Source organism: Mucilaginibacter daejeonensis (assembly GCF_020783335.1).
Taxonomy (GTDB): Bacteria; Bacteroidota; Bacteroidia; order Sphingobacteriales; family Sphingobacteriaceae; genus Mucilaginibacter; species Mucilaginibacter daejeonensis.
Genome location: NZ_CP086068.1, coordinates 3,101,667 through 3,120,720, shown reverse-complemented (window position 1 = coordinate 3,120,720; position 19,054 = coordinate 3,101,667). Strand labels below are relative to the sequence as shown.

General features: G+C 48.6%; 15 protein-coding genes. 10 read left to right on the top strand and 5 right to left on the bottom strand.

What is annotated here, in order from left to right:
- Positions 1-9 precede the first annotated feature (9 nt).
- Both LLH06_RS13250 and LLH06_RS13245 read right to left on the bottom strand, forming a co-directional pair.
- Positions 10-1,359, bottom strand: coding sequence for a paraquat-inducible protein A (locus LLH06_RS13250; protein WP_228169766.1), 1,350 nt, complete (start codon positions 1,357-1,359; stop codon positions 10-12).
- Entirely contained in the window at positions 1,359-2,645 is a 1,287-nt protein-coding gene (locus tag LLH06_RS13245) for a paraquat-inducible protein A (protein ID WP_228169765.1), read from the bottom strand. The genes LLH06_RS13250 and LLH06_RS13245 overlap by 1 nt, the downstream gene beginning before the upstream one ends.
- 418 nt (positions 2,646-3,063) lie before the next feature.
- On the opposite strand from LLH06_RS13245, the gene LLH06_RS13240 reads away from it, so the two are divergent.
- From LLH06_RS13240 to LLH06_RS13220, 5 genes are all read left to right on the top strand, one after another.
- Positions 3,064-5,139 (top strand): NPCBM/NEW2 domain-containing protein, encoded by a 2,076-nt coding sequence (locus LLH06_RS13240; RefSeq protein ID WP_228169764.1) that lies wholly within the window; start codon positions 3,064-3,066, stop codon positions 5,137-5,139.
- Positions 5,140-5,213: 74 nt separating this feature from the next.
- Positions 5,214-6,998 carry an NPCBM/NEW2 domain-containing protein gene (locus tag LLH06_RS13235; protein WP_228169763.1) on the top strand — a complete coding sequence of 595 codons (1,785 nt, stop codon included), beginning with the start codon at positions 5,214-5,216 and terminating at the stop codon, positions 6,996-6,998.
- A 146-nt stretch (positions 6,999-7,144) separates the two neighbouring features.
- Positions 7,145-8,926, top strand: coding sequence for a sensor histidine kinase (locus LLH06_RS13230; RefSeq protein WP_228169762.1), 1,782 nt, complete (start codon positions 7,145-7,147; stop codon positions 8,924-8,926).
- A gap of 147 nt (positions 8,927-9,073) precedes the next feature.
- Positions 9,074-9,883: an SDR family NAD(P)-dependent oxidoreductase gene (locus LLH06_RS13225; RefSeq protein WP_228169761.1), complete on the top strand. Its 810-nt coding sequence runs from the start codon at positions 9,074-9,076 to the stop codon at positions 9,881-9,883.
- Between the two features lie 6 nt (positions 9,884-9,889).
- On the top strand, positions 9,890-10,651 hold the full coding sequence (locus LLH06_RS13220) for an alpha/beta fold hydrolase (RefSeq protein WP_228169760.1): 762 nt from the start codon (positions 9,890-9,892) through the stop codon (positions 10,649-10,651).
- 71 nt (positions 10,652-10,722) lie between these two features.
- Here LLH06_RS13220 and LLH06_RS20710 read toward each other — a convergent pair whose 3' ends face one another.
- Positions 10,723-10,848, bottom strand: a complete 126-nt coding sequence (locus tag LLH06_RS20710) for a hypothetical protein (protein WP_262909331.1) — start codon at positions 10,846-10,848, stop codon at positions 10,723-10,725.
- A 510-nt stretch (positions 10,849-11,358) separates the two neighbouring features.
- On the opposite strand from LLH06_RS20710, the gene LLH06_RS13215 reads away from it, so the two are divergent.
- From LLH06_RS13215 to LLH06_RS13205, 3 genes are all read left to right on the top strand, one after another.
- The gene (locus LLH06_RS13215) at positions 11,359-13,206 is read left to right on the top strand and encodes a PAS domain-containing sensor histidine kinase (protein WP_228169759.1); all 1,848 of its coding nucleotides are present in this window, start codon (positions 11,359-11,361) and stop codon (positions 13,204-13,206) included.
- 135 nt (positions 13,207-13,341) lie between these two features.
- A complete protein-coding gene (locus tag LLH06_RS13210) occupies positions 13,342-14,871 on the top strand; it encodes a PAS domain-containing sensor histidine kinase (protein ID WP_228169758.1) in 1,530 nt (509 codons plus the stop codon).
- A complete protein-coding gene (locus LLH06_RS13205; RefSeq protein ID WP_228169757.1) occupies positions 14,868-15,248 on the top strand; it encodes a response regulator in 381 nt (126 codons plus the stop codon). Before LLH06_RS13210 ends, LLH06_RS13205 begins: the two co-directional genes overlap by 4 nt.
- On the opposite strand, the gene LLH06_RS13200 is transcribed toward LLH06_RS13205, so the two are convergent.
- Together LLH06_RS13200 and LLH06_RS13195 are read right to left on the bottom strand one after the other, a co-directional pair.
- Positions 15,229-16,305, bottom strand: coding sequence for a PAS domain-containing sensor histidine kinase (locus LLH06_RS13200; protein ID WP_228169756.1), 1,077 nt, complete (start codon positions 16,303-16,305; stop codon positions 15,229-15,231). The genes LLH06_RS13205 and LLH06_RS13200 overlap by 20 nt on opposite strands.
- Positions 16,306-16,487: 182 nt before the next feature.
- A complete protein-coding gene (locus tag LLH06_RS13195; RefSeq protein ID WP_228169755.1) occupies positions 16,488-17,039 on the bottom strand; it encodes a lipocalin family protein in 552 nt (183 codons plus the stop codon).
- A 142-nt stretch (positions 17,040-17,181) separates the two neighbouring features.
- On the opposite strand from LLH06_RS13195, the gene LLH06_RS13190 reads away from it, so the two are divergent.
- Complete coding sequence (locus tag LLH06_RS13190; protein ID WP_228169754.1) at positions 17,182-18,153, top strand: aldo/keto reductase; 972 nt, start codon at positions 17,182-17,184, stop codon at positions 18,151-18,153.
- Between the two features lies 1 nt (position 18,154).
- Entirely contained in the window at positions 18,155-18,994 is an 840-nt protein-coding gene (locus LLH06_RS13185; RefSeq protein ID WP_228169753.1) for a helix-turn-helix domain-containing protein, read from the top strand.
- Positions 18,995-19,054 lie beyond the last annotated feature (60 nt).

Sequence of the window (19,054 nt, the reverse complement as noted above, 5' to 3'; positions counted from 1 at the left end):
TTTTTCAGATCAACCTTGCACCGCCGGATCAGCATCTGGTGCTGATCGTTCGGTTGCGGCCGCTTTGTCTTTATCTTGTTTGGCATCAAGCTTACGCAGGATGTAAGAAAGCAGTACGGAGAATACGACGTATCCCACAAATATGTAATAGCCCGGCTGTAAGGACGAGTTGTTGACCGTTTCCACATGCAAGGTGCCGGTGTTCATATTCAAGCCGGAAAGCTGGCTTTTCAGGATCCCGTTCAAGCCTATAAAGGTCATCAGCAGGCCTACGATCATCACATCGGCCATGTCCCATTTACCTGACTCAAAGGCCAGGTATCTTACGGCGGACCTTTCGGCTATACTGTCTCTTCCCAGCACGTGGATGCCAATGGCCAGCAGCCTGATCAGCGGTAAAATGATCACGAACAATAGGATCAGTATGCCAATAGTGATCGCATCGGGCTTTTGCTGACCGATCAGTGTGGTAATGATCTGCCATATGCTCTTGCTCTGATAGAACAGTACCTGGTTTATAAATTCCACCTTATCTCCCAGCAACGTAAAGTGGAATGAGCTGATGCGGGCGTCCACCTCGATCACCGATGCGGTTAGCCCTACGGCCAGCATCACCGCCGCGAACAGTAACGACATAATGAATAGCACCGTTTGTAGCTGTACTCTTTTACGCATGATCCACCACAGTATCAACGCCAATACCACGCAGCCCACCATTTTGTAAGCGCTCATCACGGTTTCCTGGTGTACGCTCTTTAAGCGCTCTTTGATGCGCTGATTAAAGGTTATCGGGTCTGACACATGATATTTTTGATACACGTACTTGGTCACTTTGTAATTGGCCACGCTGGTGCTATCGTAAGTTTGCTGCTCAAGTTGATCGATCTTGCTGGCAGCTATGCCTTTCAATCGTTTTTGAGTGGTAGGGCTGCTGATGCGGGCCACAATGGTTTGGGCAAAGGGCTTTACCTGTGCCTGTACATCGGCCGAATCGACAATGATGTTGAAAGCCAGCTTTTTGAGCTTGCCACCTAACGACTTTTGCGGTTTGTTTACCTCCGCAACGGTACTGGCCACCACGGCATGCAGTTGTTTCTCTACCGCCTTTTGTATATCGCGTTTTTGCTGACGGGTCAGATGAAAGTCACTGATCTTACGGTCGACCACCGCGGCTATACGATCGCGCCATTGATCGATCGAGAAGAGGCCGAACGTTACGTTGTTGGAAAGGCTATAGTCCTCGTTGATATGCTCCTGCTCAATGGAGGAGTGATACACATGATATCCAAAATAAGCTTCGGCACACAACAAAATGCTCAGGCCTATGATGAGAATGATATTTAAAATAGTTGGTCTCATTAGTGGGCGTCGTGTGGGGTGATGAATTTAAGGATGGTAGACAAGATCAGTCCATATAATACAAAGCTGATGAACACGATAAAGCCGGGTTGCAAGGCCGTATTGTTGGTAGTGAGTACGGTGAGGTCGGCGCTGTTGATATTGAGCAAGGCCAGTTGCTTGTCTAACAGGCCGTTCAGTCCTATAAAGGTCATCAGCACCGCGATCACGATCACATCGGCCATACTCCACTTGCCCGACTGAAAGGCAAAGTACTTGATCACCTTGTTCTCGGCCAGTTTCTTTCTGCCTAACAGGTGTATACCGGTCGACGTCAGCTTCATGATCGGGAACAGAATGCTGAAGCAAAGGATCAGGACACCCACCGCTACAGAATCGATGGCCGATTGGCTGATCAGCACTTTCACCACATCCAATATACTTTTACTTTGGTAGAATAATACCTGGTCGCTGAACAGCACATGTTCGCCCAATAGGGTAAAATCGAGCGTGGCTATGCGGGCATCTACCTCGATCATGGAAGCGGTAAGACCAACAGCCAATAATATAAAGGCGAACAATAACGACATGATGAATAGGATCACATGCAGGTCGGTGCGTTTGCGGCATATCCACCACACCATCAGCACCGCTGCTACGCAACCCAGCATGCCAAAACAGTAGCTATAGGTTTTGGTGCGGATGGATGCTAACGAGTCAGATAATTTTTTGTTCAGCTCCTTGTGCGACGAAACATGGTACTTGTTGAACATGGCCTCCATTTGTTTATGGTTGGCTTTGAGTGTGCTGTCCATGGTCTTACTGTGCTGCACATCATCGAATTTGTCCATAGCCATACTGCTCAAACGCGACTTTTGTCTCGGGTCGTCCACTTTTTTTAATATGGTGCGTGCAAATGATGGTACTTGAGCCCGTATCTTGTCCGTTTTTACAAAGGTCTTAACGGCCAGCTTCTTCAACTTGGCACCTAAGCTTTTTTGCGGTTTGTTAACGATGGCCTCAGCCTTATCGATCAGCGCATAAATGATCTTCTCGATCTCCTTCAGCAATTGTTGTTTTTGCTGAGGCGTCAATTTGAACTGACGTACCTGATGGTTAACGATCCCGGCTATCTTGTCTTCCCATTGGTCTACCGAGAAGAGACCGAGCGTGATGTTATTGATGTCGGAATGATCGGCCTTGATCTGTTCTTGTTGAGCCGAAAGTACATGCAGGCGGTAACCAAAGTACGCTTCGGCACTTAGCAACAGCGATAAAAATAATATCAAAAGCCACTTTTGAGGCATAAGTCAAATGTATAGGTCGGTTCGTATAAAAAAGAGGTTATATTGGTCGGTGGTAAAGGTTTCGTCGAACAACCGCTGATCTGGTGATTTGTTTTTGCACGGGAAGCACAAGATCACAACCTTTAGGCATTAATGCTTAATAGATAACATGGTCGGTAAGTTGAGTTGACTTAGTTAATTTGACGCTGCTAACATCTGAAGGACGTAGCACATTAGTGGACCGGTCAACACAAGTTGAGTTCAGAAGCTTTAAAAACGTACATTATTATCCTTAGAGAAGACATTTGTAGCGGTGCTTAGCTTAGCGTACAGATACTTTTGCAGCCGGCGGTACGTGACGAGTCGAATGAAAAACAGGATCTGTATTCGGATCACGTATCACCAGGACAAGAACACGACCAACGAATCAATAACCTATATGAAAGATATGCTACCTGACAACCTCGAACACTTCAAACGTTTAATTAAGCGATCGCTGACCACCTTGCTATTAATAAGCGGTGCAATGTTGAGCGGTTCGCCGTCGCAAGCACAAACCAATACCGTTTGGCTGGATCAGCTTGACCTGAGCGCGGCCACTCAGGGCTACGGCGTACCCAAAAAGAACAAGACAGTAGACGGCCGAGCTTTCAGCATTGCCGGCCGCACCTTTGAGCGCGGCTTTGGCAGCCATGCCGTAAGTATGCTTACCGTTCTTACAGAAGGTAAGGCAAGGTCGTTCTCTGCATTGGTTGGCATTGATGATGAGGTGAAAGGACAAAAACCTGCTGCCGAATTCGTGATCAATGGCGATGGCAAGCAATTATGGTCGAGCGGTGTCATGCACCTTGGCGATGCCGCTAAACCCTGCCAGGTATCATTGGAAGGTATTAAAAAGGTGGAGCTGGTCGTGAACGATGGCGGCAACGGCGATTATTATGATCACGTGGAATGGGTAGATGCCAAATTTGAAACGATAGGGGTTTCTACTTTAAAGACCTATGATCCGGTGCCCAGTACACCTTATGTACTTACTCCGAAACCGTCGGCTTCCCCTAAACTAACAGGTGCGAAAGTTTTCGGGGTGCGACCGGGGTCGCCGTTCCAGCACCTGGTCACTGCAACCGGAAGTAAACCTATGACCTTCACTGCCATCAACCTGCCTAAGGAACTCAAACTTGATAGCAGGACCGGACTGATCACCGGCGGTGCGTTAAAAGCTGGCAACTATACCGTGACCATCAAAGCAAAAAATGCCAAAGGGGTAGCTCAACGTATCCTGCGCATCAAGTGCGGCGACCGCATAGCCCTTACGCCGCCTATGGGATGGAATAGCTGGAACTGCTTTGCGCACCAGGTATCGGCCGATAAGGTGAAACGTGCAGCCCACGCCATGGTGAAAAGTGGCCTGATCGATCACGGTTGGACCTATATCAATGTGGACGATTTTTGGGAGAACAACCGCGATTCCAAAGACTCCTCTTTGCGCGGAAAACTGCGCGATGAAGCAGGCAACATCGTTCCAAACTCGCGTTTTAAGGATATGAAGGGTTTGGCTGATGCCATTCATGGTATGGGGCTTAAGATAGGCTTGTACTCGAGCCCCGGCCCGTGGACCTGCGGTGGCTGCGTAGGCAGCTATGAGCATGAGCAGCAGGATGCTGAAGCATATGCCCGATGGGGATTTGACTATTTAAAATACGATTGGTGCAGCTATGGTAACGTGATCGATGGCATGCCGGAGAATGACCCTTATAAAGTGAGCTCATTATCGTATCGTGGTGGAGACAGGTTGAACACAGCCATTAAGCCCTTTAAACTGATGGGCGACCTGTTGCGTAAGCAACCGCGGGATATCGTATTTAGCGTATGCCAGTACGGTATGTCGGATGTGTGGAAGTGGGGCGACTCAGTGAACGGCAATTGCTGGCGAACCACTAATGATATCACCGACACCTGGACCAGCGTCAAGAACATCGCCCTTGCCCAGGACCGCTCGGCCCCGTACGCTAAGCCTGGCAATTGGAACGACCCTGATATGCTGGTGGTAGGTCAGGTGGGCTGGGGGAACACACACCCGAGCAAGCTCAAGCCTGATGAGCAATATCTGCATATCAGCTTATGGAGCCTTTTCGCGGCACCGCTGCTGATCGGTTGCGATATGGAGAAGCTGGATGCTTTTACCCTGAATTTGTTGACCAATGATGAGGTGATCGATATTGATCAGGACCCTTTGGGTAAGCAGGCCACCTGCGTGCAAACCATTGGTGACCTGCGTATTTATGTAAAGCAACTGGAGGATGGCAGTAAAGCGGTAGGATTTTGTAACTTCGGCCTGGAGCAGGTGGATATGACCTACCACGACCTGGCTAAACTGGGTATGAAAGGAAGGTTGAAAGTGAGAGACCTTTGGCGCCAAAAGGATATTGGCAATGTTGACGTCCGGTCAGGTAACTTGAAGCTCAAGGTACCGGCGCACGGTGTGTTGCTGTATAAGTTCTTGCCAAAGGTTTGAACGGCAGGGGTTCAATGAGCCTGCCAGCTGACCATTTGCTCAGCCCATTGATCGCGAAAACCCTAATAAACTATATGAGAAGATACATACTCCTTGGCATTGCCGTAGCCTGTTCACTCGATTGTTTTGCGCAGCCGCGCGCTGTAAAGGCGAATTTTAAAGAATGGGCCGCTACACCCATATTGGGTTGGAACAGTTGGGACTGCTTCGGCACTTCCATCACCGAACCACAGGTGAAAGAGCAGGCCGATGCGATGGCAAAATTTCTGTTGCCAAGCGGATACAAGTATCTCACCGTTGATATTCAATGGTATGAACCCGAGGCTAAAGGTCACTTTTACGACCCCACGGCAACGCTGACCATGGACGAGTACGGCCGTCTTACTCCTGGACTAAAAAAGTTTCCCTCTGCCGCCAACGGCAAAGGCTTTAAACCATTGGCCGACTATGTGCATTCCAAAGGATTGAAGTTCGGCATACATATCATGCGTGGCATTCCCCGTCAGGCCGTGGAGAAGAACCTGCCGGTGTTAGGCACCAAGGTAAAAGCACAGGACATTGCGCGTACCGATTCGCGCTGTGCTTGGAACCCCGATATGTATGGCGTTGACGCCACCAAGCCCGAAGGGCAAGCTTATTATGACTCGATCATTGGCCTATATGCCGGCTGGGGTGTCGACCTGATCAAATGTGATGATATCTCGCGCCCTTATGATGACGTTCAGAAAGCGGAGATAGAAGCGTTAAGAAAAGCGATCGACAGGTCGGGACGTCATATCGTGCTGAGCCTTTCGCCTGGTGCAACGCCGATCAAAGAGGGCAAGCACGTGAGCGAACACGCCAATATGTGGCGCATCACTGACGATTTTTGGGACCGCTGGGGCGCATTGCTGGCCATGTTCGAACGTTTGGACGTATGGACCCCGTTCCGCGGGCCGGGCCATTTTCCTGATGCCGATATGTTGCCGCTGGGTATCATCGAATTCAAAAGACCGACAAAGTTCACCACCAACGAGCAGTATACACTGATGAGCTTGTGGGCCATAGGCCGCTCGCCACTGATCTTTGGTGGCGATATGACCAAGCTTGACCCGCTGACCACCAAGCTGTTGACCAACCGAAACGTATTGAACGTGAATCAGCATAGCACGAACAACCGGCAGGTGTCGCGTGACAAGAATCTGGTGATATGGGCGGCCGACGTGCCGAACAGTAAAGACAAGTATGTGGCCCTTTTCAACGCACAAAGCAACGGCGACGGGTTGGACCTGCAGAACGCCGACTACGCCAGTCCGGTGATCGCTGGCATGGGCGGCTCGCAAAAGATCGATGTGTCGGTCAAGGGCGGTAAAAGGCTTGTTCTTTTCGTTAAGGACGGTGGTAATGGCAATGAGCTGGATCACATCGTTTGGGCTGACCCTGTGTTGCATGGCCGCAAAGGTGATCTGAAACTCACCTCGCTTAAGTGGGTGTCGGCCACCTCGGGCTGGGGCGAAGCAAGGGTAAACCGTACCTGCGACGATAAACCCATCATGATCGATAACAAGAAGGTGGAAGGCATAGGCGCCCATGCGGAGTCGGTCATCGTCTATGATCTGCCCGAGGGCTACGACTCGTTCAGCACTACCGGGATCGTGACCAAAGATAAAGGCTCGGTCGTTTTTGGTGTGTTGGTTGACAAGGGCAACAAAGAAGTGTCAGACACTGCCACGGTGAACATCGACCTAAAGCCATTAGGCAACAAATTCAAAGTACGTGACCTATGGACAGGCCAGAATCTGGGTGTATTCAAAGGCACCTTCGGCCGTAAGTTACCCCAGCATGGCGCGGGTCTGTATCGCTTAACGCCAGTAAAATAGAACATACTTGAGCACCTGCCCGTACAATGAATGGGCAGGTGACTAAGCCTGTATTGGAGCGTATCTGATAGATTAAGCTTTTTGGTGATCACTGTTGATCGATGTATAACTTCCGTTTCTAAAGGATCGGTCTTAAATCTGTGATAATGTTCCGGTTTCGCTTACTATTCTTGATCATTGTCCTGGTCATCGATGTATCGTTCGATGGCATTGCGGGCAAGCGTCCGCAGCGGTCAGGCACCGATACGCAAAGTATCTTAGAAAGTGCCAAGGATAATTACCATAAAGGCAACTACCCCGAAGCTATGGACGGTGCACTTCGGGTGTATCAGGCTGGTCAGGCCAGTAGGGATATGAGCATCGTGGCGGATGCGGTGAACCTCATTGGGTTGGTGGATCTGGCGCAGGAGCAGGCCGACATCGCCATCGGCTACTTCAAAAAAGCAGAACAGCTTAACATTGCCAACAACAGACCTGAGCGCGTGGCTGCCAACCTGCTGAACATTAGCATGGCCCAGGCCGACCTCAAACGGCTGGATAGTGCGATATATTACGTAAAACGATCGCTCAAGATCAGTGTGGATAAGGGCGTTAAGCGCCTGATCGCCATGGGCCGCAACCATCTGGGTGAATACTACTTTAAAAAGAAGGATCTTTTAAAGGCCGAAGCGCAGTTCATGGCGGTACTGAATGATAAAAGATACCGGAGCGATTGGGAGGACAGTTTTGCGGGCACAGGTATGGCCAAGATCAGGGCGGCCCAAAAACGCTATCGCGATGCTGCAGCTTATGCCGATATGGCCTTTCAGCTCGCCGTAAGGACCGGCACCAAGTGGGACGCTGCCCAGGCGCTTGACATAGCACACCAGGCGTACCGTGCCATGGGTGATCGGGATAAAGCCTACCAGCGCTTGTTGGCATACAAGCTGTACAGCGATAGTTTGTTCGACGCCAGCAAAGAAAAAGCGATCAGCAACCTGCAATATAAGGAACGGTCGATGGAGAATGATAACCTGCAAAAGCAGATCACTCTGGTGGCTCAGCAGCGACAGATCGACCGGCTGATCATTGCGGTGATATTGATCGCGTTGGCATTACTGGGCTTGGTCGCCTTCATGTTCTACCGCCGTCATCAGCGTACCGCCAGGAACAATCAATTGCTACAGGAGCAGAATGAGGCCGTGTTGCAGCAAAAAAGCATCGTTGAAGTTCAGAACGAGGAACTAAGCTCCATCAACCGCGACAACAATCGTTTGCTGTCCATCATTGGGCATGACCTTCGTGCACCCTTTGCCGCTATCACCAATACGCTTGACCTGTTCAAAAGTGGCGACATCAGCGAGGATGAACTTTTCCCTGTGGTGAACGCCCTTGCTGATCAGGTGAACACTGCTTCCAACATGCTCGATAGCACCTTGTTGTGGGCAGCTAATCAAATGGGTGGGGTCAATTATCATCCGGTCAGGATCGATCTGTTGGCCAAGACCGACAAGGTGATCGATGTGCTCATTGCTGCGGCCCGCTACAAGCAGATCATCATCGAGCATCAGAAAAAGGATGTACCACCGATAATGGCCGACGCCGATCAGGTAAGGGTCATGATCCATAACCTGGTCTCCAATGCGATCAAGTTCACTCGCGAGCACGGCCTGATCACCATTTCATACCGAACGGATAGCAAGACGATCCAACTCATCATACAGGATACCGGCATTGGCATGCCTCAGGACAAATTGGAAAAACTGCTACAAGGAGCACATGAACACACGTCGACCTACGGCACCCGAAACGAAAAGGGGATAGGGCTGGGGCTGCACCTGGTGAAGGACTTCGCCACCAACAACGGCGTGCTAATATCCGGTACCTCAGCGGTGGGGCAGGGCACTCGCTTTGTTCTTTTATTTCAGATCCCGGATCTGTCCAAATAAGATCACCGAATTCATTTTGATGTGCGTTAAATACTTAGAGCAATAGGTTGTATTTTGTTTTTACGTATACATGCATGCAGGAGGTTGGGGATTTATACGCAAACAAACTCACTTTCATGCAGTTCATAGGCTATCTAATCTATACTTATGAAATTCAACATTCAGAAAAAGGTAGCCGTGATCACCGGTGGTGACTCGGGCATAGGCTTTGCCACTGCCCAGCTACTGGCGGCCGAGGGTGCCGTTATCGTTTTAGCCGACAAAGAACAAGACAGCGTATCAGAGGCTGCAGAAAAACTTAAAGGAGAGTTTCCGGATGCTGAGGTGTTAGCCTTATCATGCGATCTGGATAACAACGAAAGCGTAATGGCTTTTGCCGATCAGGTGAAGAGCCATTTTGGCGGGGCGCACATCCTGATCAACTGTGCAGGTGCCAGAGGCGCTGCAGGTGACTTCCTGACCCTTACCGACGAGGACTGGATGAATACCATTAATACCGACCTTATGGGTGCGGTACGTTTGTGCAGGGCCTTTATTCCGCAGTTGCAGGAACGTGGCTGGGGCCGGGTGGTGCTGATCGCTTCAGAGAACGCTTATCAGCCTTATGAAGAAGAGAGCCCGTACAACGCGTGCAAGGCCGGTATCATTAACCTGAGCAAATGTTTGTCACGCTCTTATTCAAAAGAGGGATTGTTGTTCAATTGTGTGTCTCCAGCTTATGTAGAGTCGCCGATGACCAATGCCATGATGGACGAACTGGCAAAACAACGCGGCACCGATCGCGACGAGGCTGTTAAATGGTTCCTGGCTAACGAGCGTCCACACATTGCGGTGGGCCGTCGTGGTAAGCCTGAAGAAGTAGCGGCGGTGATCGCATTCCTATCTTCAGACCTGTGCAGCTATGTGAACGGAAGCAACTACCGCGTAGACGGTGGTGCAGTTGAATCTGCTTTCTAAGCCAGCATGAATATTAACGACCAAATGACACCAGGACCGGCCAAGCCGGTCCTGGTGTTTTTGCATTATTTTGGAGGTGCGGCAAAGAGCTGGAAATGGTTAATTGATGAGTTGGGCGAAGCTTATCAATGCCTGCCCCTCGATCTGCCCGGATTCGGTGGCACTGCGCCGCTGCCTAAAATTTCGGTAGCTGCCATGGCCGATCATATGATCGCCTATTTGGACGAGCATTTGGATAAAGATGAATACATCCTTGTAGGACATTCCATGGGCGGTAAGATCGCGATGGAAGTGGCCTATCGGTCGCGTTATGCCACCAAAAAAGTTAAGCGGTTGATTTTAACGGCGCCGTCGCCGCCTACGGTGGAACGTATGCCTGAAAAGGAGAAACAACGCATGCTGATACATCCGGATCGCAATGAGGCCGCTACCACCGTACAGAATGGCACAGTGCGCGAATTGACCGGCGAACGTTCACAGACCGCTATAGAAACGCAATTAGTAGTGGACGAGAAGACCTGGCGATGGTGGATCATTGAAGGGATGGACCGGTCTATAGCTGACCACGCCAAAATCATTGATGTCCCGGTCACCCTCATCGTTTCGTCAGACGACCCGGCTATTACCCAGCAAATGACCGAGCAAGAGACGATACCTAATTTGCCGGAGGGAACCGACGTGGTTTGGACATCGGGAATAGGTCACCTGCTACAGTTAGAAGATCCAGCTTGGCTTGCGGGGCAGATCAAAAGCGTGCTCAACGTTTGACTCGTTGAAGAGATACTGAGTTCAACTAACCTTAAATAAAAAAGGCGGTGAGATCATCACCGCCTTTTTTATTAGTGTTTCTTTTTGCTACCGCTGCTTAATTCTTTTGCGGCTGCGCTTTTTTCTTGTTTAGAATTTTTTGGGTCGCGCATTTCCTTTGATGCATCTGACTTGTTGTTTTTTGCTTTAGTAGGCATGATGTTGAAATTTAAGTAAATAATTGCTGTAGTAATAACATGTATTGTGCCAGCGCTGTAAATATTTATTTCTGGAGTTTAAATATTATCAAATGAATTTAAAAATATACGATCAGGTGTATCCTTGACGCATCGGCTTAGGCTTTTCGCATACAGATCAACCCTAAAGGTTGTATGGTATCGAAGTTGATAAGTAGACCGTACATCTAACATATTAACCTATGGCAACGAAACAAAAGAAAAGTACCTGCTGGTCAGGATACAAGAAACAAGGAACCAAAAAGAAGAATGGTAAAACAGTACCAAATTGCGTAAAGGCTTCTAAAAAGAGCTAAATGACAGTAACTTGATAAGGCCGGTAGACCCGGCCTTTTTTATTGGTCTAACCTCTGACCGCTGGGATCGAGCTCTGCCTTATCGGAGATATCAAGGGTTGCTCCGGCTCAACTAAGCGAACCTAGTTAGCTCAGAACCGGAATTAACTTTTACATTTACTCCAAAAAAGATCAAGTGAACATTACTCAGGTTAAAGATCCTAACGCGCTACTGGCGATCATCAACAATTTGCCTGGTAATTACCTGATCCTGCTGCCTGATTTCCCTAAGTTTACCATTGCCGAGATCAGCGAAGCCTACAACGAGGCCACCGATACCGAACGCCAGGACATAATTGGCAGGGGCATATTTGAAGTATTCCCTGACGCTCCGGGCGATGAGATAGCCGATGGTGTAAAGAACCTTACAGCATCTTTTGCGCAAGTGATCGCCACACACGCGCGGCATGAAATGCCAGTTCAACGGTATCCGATCCGTTTGTCGGGTTCAACGGATTTTGTTGAGAGATTTTGGCTAACGGTCAATAACCCGGTGGTCATTAACGGAAAACTGGAGTACATCATTCATTCCATAACCGATGTTACCGAAAGCAAATTACTCCGATCCCGTGAGCGTTACTTCAAAGCTCTTGCTGATGGTTCTCCGTTCATGATGTGGCGTACCGCTGGCCCATCATGTATATATGTTAACGATACCTGGATGCGTTTCACCGGCACTACCTTGGAAGAGAATCTGGGTTCAGGGCATTTGAAGGCCATACATCCTGAGGATGTGGGCCATCAACGCGAACTTTTTTATGATGCTGTAGGCAGGACAGGTTCATATGAATCCAAGTACCGGATCATTGACCTGCATGGTGAGGCGAGGTGGGTGACCATGAAGGTAGTGCCATTGCAAATAGATGGTTCTACTGTAGAATTCGTTGGTAGCCTGATCGATGTGACCGAGCAGGAGATGGCCGATGAACGTATCAGGCAAAGTGAAAAATTTTTGAGGCAACTGGCCGATTCTATTATTCAGATCGTTTGGGTGACGGATGCTAACGGGATGCATGAGTATTATAATCAGCGCTGGTATGACCTCACGGGAACTACCTTTGAGGAGACCGAAGGAGAGGGCTGGAACAATGTTTTCCATCCGGATGATCAACAAAGGGCATGGAACACCTGGCGCCACTCATTACAGACCGGAACGCCGTACGAAATAGAATATCGCCTGCGTAAATACACCGGCGAATACATCTGGGTACTTGGCCGTGCGGCTCCCTATTTTGATGAGCATGGCAAGATCGTGAAGTGGTTCGGTACCTGTACCGACATCAATGATCAAAAGATGCTGCAACAACAAAAGGACGACTTTATCAATATCGCCAGCCATGAACTTAAAACGCCGCTTACCAGCTTAACGGCCAATATACAGTTCATTGAACGTGAGGTATTGAAAAGCCAGCCTGTCGATGGCCCGCTTGGCAAACTGGTGACCTCCTGCTTTAGGAACGTTAAAAAGCTAAATAAGATCATTGCTGATCTTTTGGATGCCAATAGTATCGGGTTGGGTCAGCTGACCATCAGTGCAAGATTGTTCGATATGGTGCAACTGATCAGGGACGCAACGGTCGAACTTTCTAACGAGCGCAGCACTATTCAACTCAACGGAAGTTCAGAAGCTTGGGTATATGCAGATGCCGGCAAGATCGAGCAGGTGCTCGTTAACCTGATCAACAACGCCCTGAAGTATGCCAGCGACTCGAAGTTGCTACTCATTGATGTCAGGACAGAGGATAACAATATCAAGGTCAGCATCACCGACCAGGGCAAAGGCATTGCCGAAGAAAAGCTGAGATTCTTGTTCGACAGATATTACCGGGCCGATATGGGAAGCGGGAAATATTCGGGTATGGGGCTGGGTCTGTACGTTTGCGCTAATATCATTAAAGGCCATGGCGGACAGATCGGTGTGGAAAGCAGGATCGGTGAAGGAAGCACCTTCTGGTTCACCTTGCCAAGAACAGATGCGCATTAAAAAGAGGGTGGATCAAGCGGACAGACATCATGTGCTCCAGCCCCATATTTAAGGTCAATATAAAATAACATCACTTAAACTTATAGGGCTTTGTGTTGTAATATATTGGACATATAAGTGTCCGGAAATTATATTATGAGCGAAAAGCCTAAAAGTATTTCAGATTCTCAAGACCTCGACCTTCGTTTATTTGCTACTGCAATGGATGCTACTGTTAATGGCATCGTGATCACTGATAATCGTCAGCCCGATAATCCGATCATTTACTGTAATAAGGCTTTTGAAACGCTTACAGGCTACCGCCACGATGAGATCATTGGGCATAATTGCCGGTTCCTACAGGGCAAAGACCGTGATCAGATCCAGCGTAAGGTCATTCGACGCACCATAGAGGAAGGCGAGCACTGTAACCTTGAGATACGTAATTATAAAAAAGATGGTACCCCATTTTGGAATCAGCTGGTGATATCACCTGTAAAAGACCAAGAGGGTAACGTGACGCACTTTATTGGCGTGCAGAATGATGTGACCCGCAGGCGTGATGCAGAGCAGCAACTACAGACCGAAAAGGAGTTGCTGGAGACCAGGGTGGTTAGCCGCACCAAAGAGCTCCAGGATAGTGAGGATTATCTTGGTAGTATAGTGGAGACCATTCGTGAAAGTTTGTTGGTGCTGGATGATCAGATCAAAGTGTTATCTGTGAACGAGCACTTTTGCAAGTTCTTTAAGCTCGAAGCTAAGGATGTAGTGGGCAAATTGCTATATGAGATCAGCGATAGCGCCTGGGACGTTCCGGAATTACGGGCAGTGCTTGAGGATATATTGCCGCACAATAATCCCTTTGAAGGTTTCGAGATCGAGCATCATTTCCCCAAGATCGGTAAACGTTTGCTGGTGCTTAACGCCCGTCAGATCAAACTGAAAGGTAAATACAAGGACCGTATACTATTGGCTATGGAGGACCTTACCGATCGGCGTGAAGTAGAGCAACGCAAAGAAGATTTTATTACGGTGGCCAGTCATGAAATGAAGACGCCGCTGACCACTATAAAAGGGCACATACAGATATTGACCAAACGGGCAGAGAAGAATAACAGCGATGCCGATCTGCGTTCATTAGCGGTCACCAACCGGTCTATCGATCGGTTAGATGCACTGATCAACGATCTGCTTGATGTATCCAAGATACAGTCGGGGCGAATGAAATTCAACCTGACCGAGTTCAACTTTATGGAGGTGGTGCACAATTCGGTAGAGGCCGTACGCGAGACCACCGATACGCACGAGATCGTGGTGACCGGCGATGCCAGCCGCACCGTAAAGGCTGACTTTTTCAGACTCGAACAGGTGATGATCAACCTGCTCACCAACGCGATCAAATATTCGCCATCAGCTAAAGAGATAGGTGTTCATCTGAATATTTTGGCCGGGTTCATCAAAGTGGCCGTTACCGATAGTGGCGTGGGCATTAAGCGAGAGGACCATAAAAAAATATTCGAGCGCTTTTACCGGTCAGATAATGTGCAGTTCAGTTTCCAGGGTTTGGGCATAGGCTTATATGTATCTAACCAGATCATCGCCGAACATAATGGCACGCTTTGGGTAGAAAGCGAGGAGGGGCAGGGTTCGGTATTTAATTTTACTATTCCATACGTTACATTGTGATAAAGAAAAGAATTTTGATCTGCGACGACGACCAGGACATCCTTGATCTGACGTCGTTGATATTAGAGGACGATTATGAGGTGGCCACTGAGGTCGATAGCACCCGCCTGATCAGACAAGCAGAGGCTTTTAAGCCCGACCTCATCCTGTTAGATATGTGGATGCCTAAGATCACTGGTGATCAGCTGGTTAGATTTTTGAAAAAGTTACCTAATCTACAGCATATTCCAGTGGTGATCTTTTCGGCCAGTAGTGATGGCAATCAAAAGGCAATGGAAGCCGGGGCTAATGGTTTTTTGGCCAAGCCGTTCGATATAGATGAGCTGATCAGGATCGTGAGCGAATATTGCCCGATGGTTAGCGGCGGGGTAGTGTAACGTTAAATATAGTGCCTGTTCCTGACCCTGCCTGCTCGAACTCGATCTTGCCTCCATGGCGGGCAATGATCTCGGAAGTGATGAACAGGCCGATCCCACTACCTGTTATGGAGTCATAGCCGTTCTTGATCCTGTAGAACTTGCTAAAGATCTTGTCACGCTCGCCGTCAGGTATACCTATACCATAGTCTCTGACAGTAACTTTGATGTCGTCGTTGGTCGCTTTCAATGCTACGTCTATCTGGTCATGGTCTGGTGAGTACTTAACGGCATTATTCATCACGTTAGTTAGCGCTTGGCCTAAACGGTAACGGTCGCCTTCTATCTTGGTGAGGTTACCATCAACAGTAAGGTCAATGCGATGGCTCTGATTCACCAGCATAGTATTGGCGATCACCTCCTCAACCAGCGTCCTCATGTCTACCTCTTCTTTACGAAGCACCATCTCATTCGCTTGAACAGCATCCGGTTGCAGCGCATCATTTAAAAGCCTTGTGATCTTATCCGTAGCGTTCAATGCCCTGAAGGCGATCTGCTCATAGTGCTCGTTTCCTGTCCGGGCAACAAAGCGGTGTAGTAGTTGCAAATAACCTTTAACGGCTGATAAAGGCGTCTTCAGTTCGTGATTGGCAATGTTGAGTACTTCATCGCGTAGAATCTCCAGGTCCTTCTTTTCAGTGATGTCGAGGCTGGTGCCTATTATCCGGCGTGGGACATCGTCATCAAATATGGTGGTACCGCTGATCTGTAGCCAATGTATACGCTGGTCGGCATGCCTAACCCGGCAATCGAACGAATAAACCCCGAAGTTCTTGTCCATTGCTTTTTCAAGGGCTTCTGTACGCCGCATCCTGTCTTCCGGTAATATTGCCGCAATTACACTTTCCAGAGTGAAACTGTCTTTCTCACTGTAACCGAAGTTGAGTTTGTTCTGTAAAGTGCACTTCAATTCGTTGGTAGCCAGGTCCCACTCCCAAAAACCAAGCTTCACCTGATGCAGGGCAATGACCATGTGCTCATTAGTGATCTGGGACGGTTGTAAGTAGGAGGCAGACAAATTCGCTTATTTAGATAGTATTTACAATGATAACAATAGTTGAATGGAACCCATTGGCCAACTCGAACAATTGTTTGTTAGTTAAGATATGATCAAAACATTTTAGGAATACACGTCATGCATGTTCTCTTTTGCAGTTGCTGACCGTAAGCTGCTTTCAAATTTATTTACTTGTAAATATTTTACTTATCCTGCTTGGTCCACACCAGTTCTTCTGTTTTAAATCCTAATGTTTTGGCTTGTTCAAGGTAACGGTCTATGACCTCTTTCGGCATGGTAGGCTCTCTCGATAGCAGCCACAAGTATTTGGTATTGTTACCAGCTACCATGGCGTAACGGTATTCAAGATCGATCTCGATCACATTGTAACCGGCATAGAACGGACCGAAGAAGGATACCTTCAATCGCGCATCGTCACTATCGCCGACCAGTTTAGCTTTACCTACACTTTCTTTCCACTCCTGCTTTTTGGGGTCAAAGCCCCTGTTCACTACTTTGATCACATTCTCGTCCTTGAGTGAGTACTCGGCAGTGACCTGTTGTAGTCCCTTCTCGAACTTGAAGTCCATGCGGGCAATCTCGTACCACTTGCCCAGGTATTTTGATCTGTTGAAAGGCCGCACAGCTTTGGCGCCTTTCGGGATGGATACACATGATGATATGCCGACACCTATCAAGGTGATCACCAGCCCGGCCGCCCCAGCGTAGTAAAGGTTTTTTCTGATATTATTCATAACCGTTCATATAAACGCTATTTTATTCAATTGGTTCGAGCAACGTTAACAGTTGGACAAAGTGGCCACATTGAGCCGTACAGACAATGCGATCGAGCCGTGCAGACAAGTGATAGGGATATGAAGTGAAGATATTTGTTGTATGAAGAACATTGAAAAAGTAAGATTAGGTAACCATGGGCCACTCGTGTCGCGGCTCGGTTTGGGTTGTATGCGTATGTCGAGCATTTGGGGTGGACCCACGCCCGACGAGAAAGAAAGCATAGCGACCATCATCGAGGCATTGGATAGTGGGATAGACCTGCTGAACACCGGTGATTTTTACGGTGCCGGTCATAACGAGATGCTGATCGGTAAAGCGATCAAGGGCAGGCGCGATGATGCTTTCATCAGCGTAAAGTTCGGTGCCATTTTCCATAACGGCCAGTGGTTGGGTATGGACCTCAGACCAGTAGCTATCAAGAATTTTATCAATTACTCACTCACCCGTTTGGGGGTCGATACCATTGACCTTTACCAACCCAGCCGCATGGACGGTAGCGTGCCTATCGAGGACATCATAGGCACTGTGGCCGACCTGGTGAAGGAAGGAAAAGTACGTTACATCGGCGTATCTGAGATCACTGCAGAACAGTTGCGCACTGCGAACGATGTACACCCGATCAGCGCACTCGAGATCGGTTACTCCTTGGCCGACAGGCAGATCGAGAACGAGTTGTTGCCCACGGCAAAAGAATTAGGCATCGCCGTGGTGGCCTTTGCCAATACAGCTGAAGGGTTATTAACAGGAGAACTGAAGGCGCCGCTTGCTGATGATGATCATCGTCATGCTTTCTCTCGTTTTCAGGGTGATAACCTGATACATAACCTGCAAAAAGTTGAGGTATTGAAGGAGTTGGCCGCTCGCAAAGGCTGCACACCTACACAAGTGGCCATAGCATGGGTAAAAGAACAGGGCGAACACATCATACCGTTGGTAAGCATGAGCCGCAGGTCGCGTTTACCGGAAAACATGGCTGCCATGGATATCACCTTCACTGCAGAAGAAATGAACACTTTAAACACTACTTTTGCCATAGGTGCTATACATGGAGGCACTTATTTGCAGCGCTAATATGACCAGTCCAGAAGAAATATTGCCCGGTGTGATCTTTTACTCGTACCTATCGGCCAAGCGAAAGGAGAAGGTTTGTTTATGGAACCATCATACCTTGATCTTGCAAGTATCGGGAGACTTGGTCTTAGAAACTTCTGATCAGACCATCTCCATGACCGGCGGGCAAATGCTTCTGATCCGTAAAGACCAGTTGGGCACCCTGAGCAAAACACCGCTGCCGGGTGGCCATTATGAAACGATCGTTATCTCACTACAGGAGGAGGTTTTGCGGAAAATAGCTCTGGAAGAAAGGATAGAGGCGGACCGCAAATATGCTGGTCTGCCTAATCTGATCATCCCCAATAATGATTACCTGCAAGGTTATTTCCGGTCCATCGTTCCGTACGCCCGCAACGCAGGGGCAGCGGTTACCGATGGTCTGGGCATACTGAAGGTCAAAGAGTGTGTGAAGCTGTTATTGATGACCATGCCTGCATTGCGCAACTTCTTGTTCGATTTTTCACAACCCCACAAGATCGACCTTGAAAAATTCATGCTGAGCAACTTCAGGTTCAACGTCCCGGTTGAAAGATTTGCGCAATTGACCGGGCGTAGTTTGGCAGGTTTTAAACGTGACTTTCAAAAAGCGTTCGGGGCACCGCCGCGTCAGTGGCTTCAAGATAAGCGGTTGAACGAGGCCAGGTATCTGATCGAGACCAAACACCAACGTCCATCTACTTTTTATCTCGACCTGGGCTTTGAGAGTCTCTCACATTTCTCGAACGCTTTTAAAAAAAAATTCGGCATTTCACCCATTCACTTCGCAACCGACAGAGCCTCTGGACATCCAGTGGCTTGATACGTATGCTGATGTCTCACGCTACCCGAAACATCGCAACGCTTTCGGATGTTAGGTCGA

Excerpts from the sequence above, each read along its gene's own strand:
- LLH06_RS13190 (WP_228169754.1), top strand. The coding sequence starts at position 17,182 with ATGAAGAACATTGAAAAAGTAAGATTAGGTAACCATGGGCCACTCGTG.
- LLH06_RS13195 (WP_228169755.1), bottom strand. The coding sequence starts at position 17,039 with ATGAATAATATCAGAAAAAACCTTTACTACGCTGGGGCGGCCGGGCTG.
- LLH06_RS13245 (WP_228169765.1), bottom strand. The coding sequence starts at position 2,645 with ATGCCTCAAAAGTGGCTTTTGATATTATTTTTATCGCTGTTGCTAAGT.
- LLH06_RS13250 (WP_228169766.1), bottom strand. The coding sequence starts at position 1,359 with ATGAGACCAACTATTTTAAATATCATTCTCATCATAGGCCTGAGCATT.
- LLH06_RS13240 (WP_228169764.1), top strand. The coding sequence starts at position 3,064 with ATGAAAGATATGCTACCTGACAACCTCGAACACTTCAAACGTTTAATT.
- LLH06_RS13210 (WP_228169758.1), top strand. The coding sequence starts at position 13,342 with ATGAGCGAAAAGCCTAAAAGTATTTCAGATTCTCAAGACCTCGACCTT.
- LLH06_RS20710 (WP_262909331.1), bottom strand. The coding sequence starts at position 10,848 with ATGCCTACTAAAGCAAAAAACAACAAGTCAGATGCATCAAAGGAAATG.
- LLH06_RS13185 (WP_228169753.1), top strand. The coding sequence starts at position 18,155 with ATGACCAGTCCAGAAGAAATATTGCCCGGTGTGATCTTTTACTCGTAC.
- LLH06_RS13225 (WP_228169761.1), top strand. The coding sequence starts at position 9,074 with ATGAAATTCAACATTCAGAAAAAGGTAGCCGTGATCACCGGTGGTGAC.
- LLH06_RS13230 (WP_228169762.1), top strand. The coding sequence starts at position 7,145 with ATGTTCCGGTTTCGCTTACTATTCTTGATCATTGTCCTGGTCATCGAT.
- LLH06_RS13235 (WP_228169763.1), top strand. The coding sequence starts at position 5,214 with ATGAGAAGATACATACTCCTTGGCATTGCCGTAGCCTGTTCACTCGAT.
- LLH06_RS13220 (WP_228169760.1), top strand. The coding sequence starts at position 9,890 with ATGAATATTAACGACCAAATGACACCAGGACCGGCCAAGCCGGTCCTG.